The sequence below is a fragment of the Aeromicrobium sp. CnD17-E genome (genome assembly GCF_024124745.1).
Lineage (GTDB): Bacteria > Actinomycetota > Actinomycetes > Propionibacteriales > Nocardioidaceae > Aeromicrobium.
In genome coordinates, this window is record NZ_JAMXRU010000169.1 from 1 (window position 1) to 4,048 (window position 4,048).

Sequence of the window (4,048 nt, forward strand, 5' to 3'; positions counted from 1 at the left end):
GCCGGTGCCCGTGGCCGAGCGTGACGGCTGGGCGCCGGCGCGGCCGGCCTGGGAGGCCGACGGGCGGGCGCTGGACTGGCTGGCCGGGTTCGCGACGCGGGCGTTCGACTGCGAGGAGGAGGACCCGAGCGTGGAGCCCTTCGCCATGCCGGCAGTGCGGCCCGATCCTCCGCCAGCGGACGACGCGGCACCCTTGGCCGCACCGGCGGCCTTGGCGAGGATGCCCTTGCCGGCACCCAGCAGACCCGCGGCTCCCGCGGCACCGCCGATCCCGCCGGCACCCATGCCGCCGGCCTGGCCGAGGGACGAGCCGCCGTCGGTGAGCCCGGTGTCGAGGTCGGTCAGACCGTCGCCGTCACCGTCGCCGCGGCCGTCACCGTCGCCGGTGCTGCCGTTCTTGACGGGGGAGACGAGCGTGGGGTTGGTGCCACGCGGCCCACGACCGATCGTCGCCGCCGAGGCCATCGCGCTGACCGCGGTCGTGCCGCCCACGACCGGCGTGCCCGACAGGGGGCCGGCGCCACGGGACGGTGTCGACGACGGGCCGCTCGGTCCTGAGGCGTCGATGGTGTCGGTGTCGAGGGGGGCGGCGATCGCCAGCATCTTCTGGGCGGCGGCCAGGCCGGCGTCGAGCCGCGTGAGGGCAGCGGCGGCGTCGTTCTCGCGTCGCTCCATCGAGGTGGCGTGGCTCGAGGCGGCGCTGTCGTGCTCGCTCTTGGCGGTGTTGTAGGCCTCGACGTCCGCGTCGCTCGCGTCGGCACCCGGCCTCGTGGGGCTCGCACCGGGGGCGGGGGAGATCTCGGGCAGGTTCTGCAGGTCCGAGCGCGCGGTCGAGAGGGCCTCGGCACCGGCGCGCATCCCTGCGGCGGTCTGCTCGAGCTTGGTCTGCATCGTCTCGAGGGTCTGCAGCTTCTGCGTGAACGCGGCGTCGGCGGCCTCGGCGTCGGACCCCTCGGTCCAGGTCTCTCGGGCGCGCTGCTGCGCCGTGGTGAGCTCGGTGCGGAGTGCGTCGAGCTTGGTCTTGGCGGCGTCCCAGTCGATGGCCTTGCCGGTGAGGGCGCCGGGGATGGCGCTCTCGACCTGGCGCAGCTTGCTCTCGTTCGGTCCCATGGTTCAGGCCTCCTCGGAGGATCGGGTGCGTCGACGGGCCACCAGCACGCCGGCCGTGACGACTACCAGCAACGCCGCCGCGCCCACGGCCCACGGGACCGGGGAAGAGGAGTCGCTGGTGCTCGGCTCGGCAGCGGCCGGGCTGCTGTCGGCGGTCGTCGGGCTTGCGGACGGGGTGGTCTCGGTGGGCGACGTCGGGTCGTCGGGGTCGCGGTAGACGGACAGCGGATAGGTCTCGACGGCGTTGACGGGACCCTTCATGAGGGGATTCTCGTCGGGCCAGCCGGTGGGGTCCTTCGCGAGCATGTTGCGCAGCCCGACGGTGCCGAAGCCCCAAGCGCGACGCCAGCCGTAGAACGGCTTGCCGTCGGCGCGTCCGGTGGTGTGGATGAGGTGCTGGACCAGCTGGTTGCCGGTGGCGTCGGGATACTTCTGCTTGACCAGCGCCAGCGCCCCGGCGGTGATGGCCGTCGCAGGCGAGGTTCCCGTGCGCGCGTAGCCCGGCACCCACGTGGCACCGCGCTTCTCGGGGGTCATGCCGCCGGCCGGCACCTCGACGCCCGGCGCGACGATCGAGAGGCTGCCGGTGGCGTTCTCGCTCTGCCCGGGCTGCTCGGCCCACGGCTCGACGGCGGAGCTGAGAGCACCCACCGATACGACACCGGGGGACGCTGCGGGATAGCTGACGCTGGGACGTCCCGCGCGTCCGGCACCGGCGACGACGACGGCGCCGGCGTCGATGGCGTCCTCGACGGCCGCGTCGTTCTCGGTGCTGCCGCCGGCGAGCGAGATGCTGATGATGTCGGCACCGTCGCGAGCGGCCTGGCTGATCAGGGCCGCAGGGGTGCCGATGCTGTCCTCGTAGGGATCGCGGTTCGCCTGGTAGAAGGTGACCTGCGCATCGGGGGCGACGCCGGTCACGCCGCCGTTGCCCTGGCCGGCGATGAGCACGGTCATGGCGGTGCCGTGGTTCGCCTCCCCGGCGCGGGGCACGGACACCGACTTCCTGCCGGTGATCGACGGCCCGAGCCGCACGTCGGCACCGCGGAGTTCGGGCACGGAGAGGTCGATCGATGCGTCGATGACGGCGATCTTGACGCCCTTGCCGGTGTACTTCTGGTGAACCTCGCCGACGTGCATGGCCTTGAACCACCAGGCGTCGTCCGCCGAGAAGCGGGCGAGTGACGCGGTGGCCGGGGCAGGCGCCAGCAGCGTCGGCACCAGGAGTGCCGACGCTGCCAGGACCCGCGCCAGACGTCTCACAGGTCGCCGGTGTCCGATCCGCTCGAGGTGGCGATCTGTTCGTCGACCGTCGCGCCGGTGTCGCCGCCGAGCTCGGCGGCCACGTCCTGGAGGATCTCCGAGTCGCTCTGGGCCAGGGTGTCGAGGTCGACGTCCACCGCGTCGGGGTCGAGGAGGTCCGTCCCCTGGTCGGCGAGCGCGTTGTTGAAGGAGTCTGTCGTCGACGAGGCGCTTCCCGCGAAGCGGGTCGCGATGGAGGCCATCGCGCCCTGCACCCCGTCGTCGGTGTCGGCGTAGTTGTCGGCCGCCGTCGTGAGCGCGAGACCGAACTCGTCCATCTCCTGCTGGAGGGCGCCGAGCGTCGTCGCGAAGACGGTCGCCACGCTGTCGTGGTGCTGGGCGAGCGCCTGCGCGGCCGGGTACTGGCCGTACATGGACGCCTCGCCCTTCGTGCTCTCGACGGTCTGCTGCGCCGCGAGCGCCTCGGCAGCCAGCTCGGAGGTGTTCTTGCCGACCTGGCGCAGTCCCTCGATGTCGAGCTCGACGGCGCTGCCGCCGCCGGACCCGTCCGGCGTGCCCATCAGCCGCCGAAGGAGGCGCGGTTGGCGTTCTCGGCGCGGCGGTAGTCGGCTGCGGAGTCCGAGACGGCGGTGCCGGTCTGGGCGAGGGTGGCGTTGAGGTCGTTGATGGCCTGGTCCCACTTGGCCTTGGCGCTCTGGTAGGCGGCGGATGCCTCACCGGTCCAGTCGGCCTTGAGGGGGGCGAGCTCGGACTCGAGGCGGTCGAGTCGGCCGCGCAGGGCGGAGACGGCGGCGGAGATCTCGCCGGAGATGCCGTCGAGGCCGCCGAAGTTGACGGCGAGGCGTCCGGTGCTGCTCATGGGGTGCTCCTGACTCTCAGGTGGGTGGGTGTGGGGTGGTCTCAGCCGCCGAGGCGCGAGGAGATCTGGGAGTAGGTGTCGACCTGGACGTCGTCGGTCTGGGTGTAGGTGACGTCGGCGCCGGTGAGGTTGGCCTCGAAGTCGTTGAGGGCGCGCACGATCTTGTCGGTCTCGGTGTTCCAGACGGTGATGAGGTTGGTGAACCCGGCGGCTCCGCCGCCTTCCCAGGCGCCCTTGGTGGAGAGGCGCTGGGGCATGGAGTTGACCTCGCGGGTCAGGTCGCCGTGGGCGCTGCGGACCATCTCGGCGGCGCGGGTGATCGCGCCTTCTTCGCGGCTGAGCTCGCTCATCGTTCGTCCTCCCGGTTCCCCGTGGGCACGGTCGTGGCACGGGCTCGTCGATGCTGGTACGACAAGACTAGGACATCTGGTCAGTTCTGACTATCCCGTTCTCGAGGACGGGAGAGCCGCCGCCAGGCCGCCGTGAGCCGCCGCCCGTCAGGACGACGTGAGGACGCGCATCCAGTCGAACAGGCCGCTGACCAGCGGAAACGCGCCGACGACGGCGACGAACGCCAGGCCCTCGGCGATCTCGGCGCTGCGCGACCACCAGACGGAGGTCCAACCCCGACCGGCCGAGCGGGCCACGAGCGCGAGGACGAGCCCGAGCAGGACGGCCACGGTCGCGCCGGCGACGCGGGCGTCGTCGCCCACCTCGAGCAGCAACGACGCGGCGGTCGCCAGGAGGAGCGCGGTGCCGGTGGTGCGCTGCCAGCGGCGCGCCTGCGTGGCGCGCAGGGTGCGACCGCTCAGCACC

At 72.8% G+C, this 4,048-nt stretch carries 6 protein-coding genes; all 6 read right to left on the reverse strand.

What is annotated here, in order from left to right; all coding sequences use genetic code 11:
- Window positions 1-1,110, reverse strand: a 1,110-nt coding sequence (locus NH339_RS17545; RefSeq protein WP_374208358.1) for a WXG100 family type VII secretion target, incomplete at its 3' end; no start/stop codon positions are given.
- 3 nt (window positions 1,111-1,113) lie between these two features.
- Window positions 1,114-2,373, reverse strand: coding sequence for a S8 family serine peptidase (locus tag NH339_RS17550; RefSeq protein WP_253027288.1), 1,260 nt, complete (start codon window positions 2,371-2,373; stop codon window positions 1,114-1,116).
- Window positions 2,370-2,933, reverse strand: coding sequence for a hypothetical protein (locus NH339_RS17555; RefSeq protein ID WP_253027289.1), 564 nt, complete (start codon window positions 2,931-2,933; stop codon window positions 2,370-2,372). The genes NH339_RS17550 and NH339_RS17555 overlap by 4 nt, the downstream gene beginning before the upstream one ends.
- Window positions 2,933-3,232, reverse strand: coding sequence for a WXG100 family type VII secretion target (locus NH339_RS17560; protein ID WP_253027290.1), 300 nt, complete (start codon window positions 3,230-3,232; stop codon window positions 2,933-2,935). Before NH339_RS17560 ends, NH339_RS17555 begins: the two co-directional genes overlap by 1 nt.
- A gap of 41 nt (window positions 3,233-3,273) precedes the next feature.
- Window positions 3,274-3,582: a WXG100 family type VII secretion target gene (locus NH339_RS17565; protein WP_067860351.1), complete on the reverse strand. Its 309-nt coding sequence runs from the start codon at window positions 3,580-3,582 to the stop codon at window positions 3,274-3,276.
- A 147-nt stretch (window positions 3,583-3,729) separates the two neighbouring features.
- The coding region (locus NH339_RS17570) for a hypothetical protein (RefSeq protein ID WP_253027291.1) at window positions 3,730-4,048 on the reverse strand (319 nt) is incomplete at its 5' end.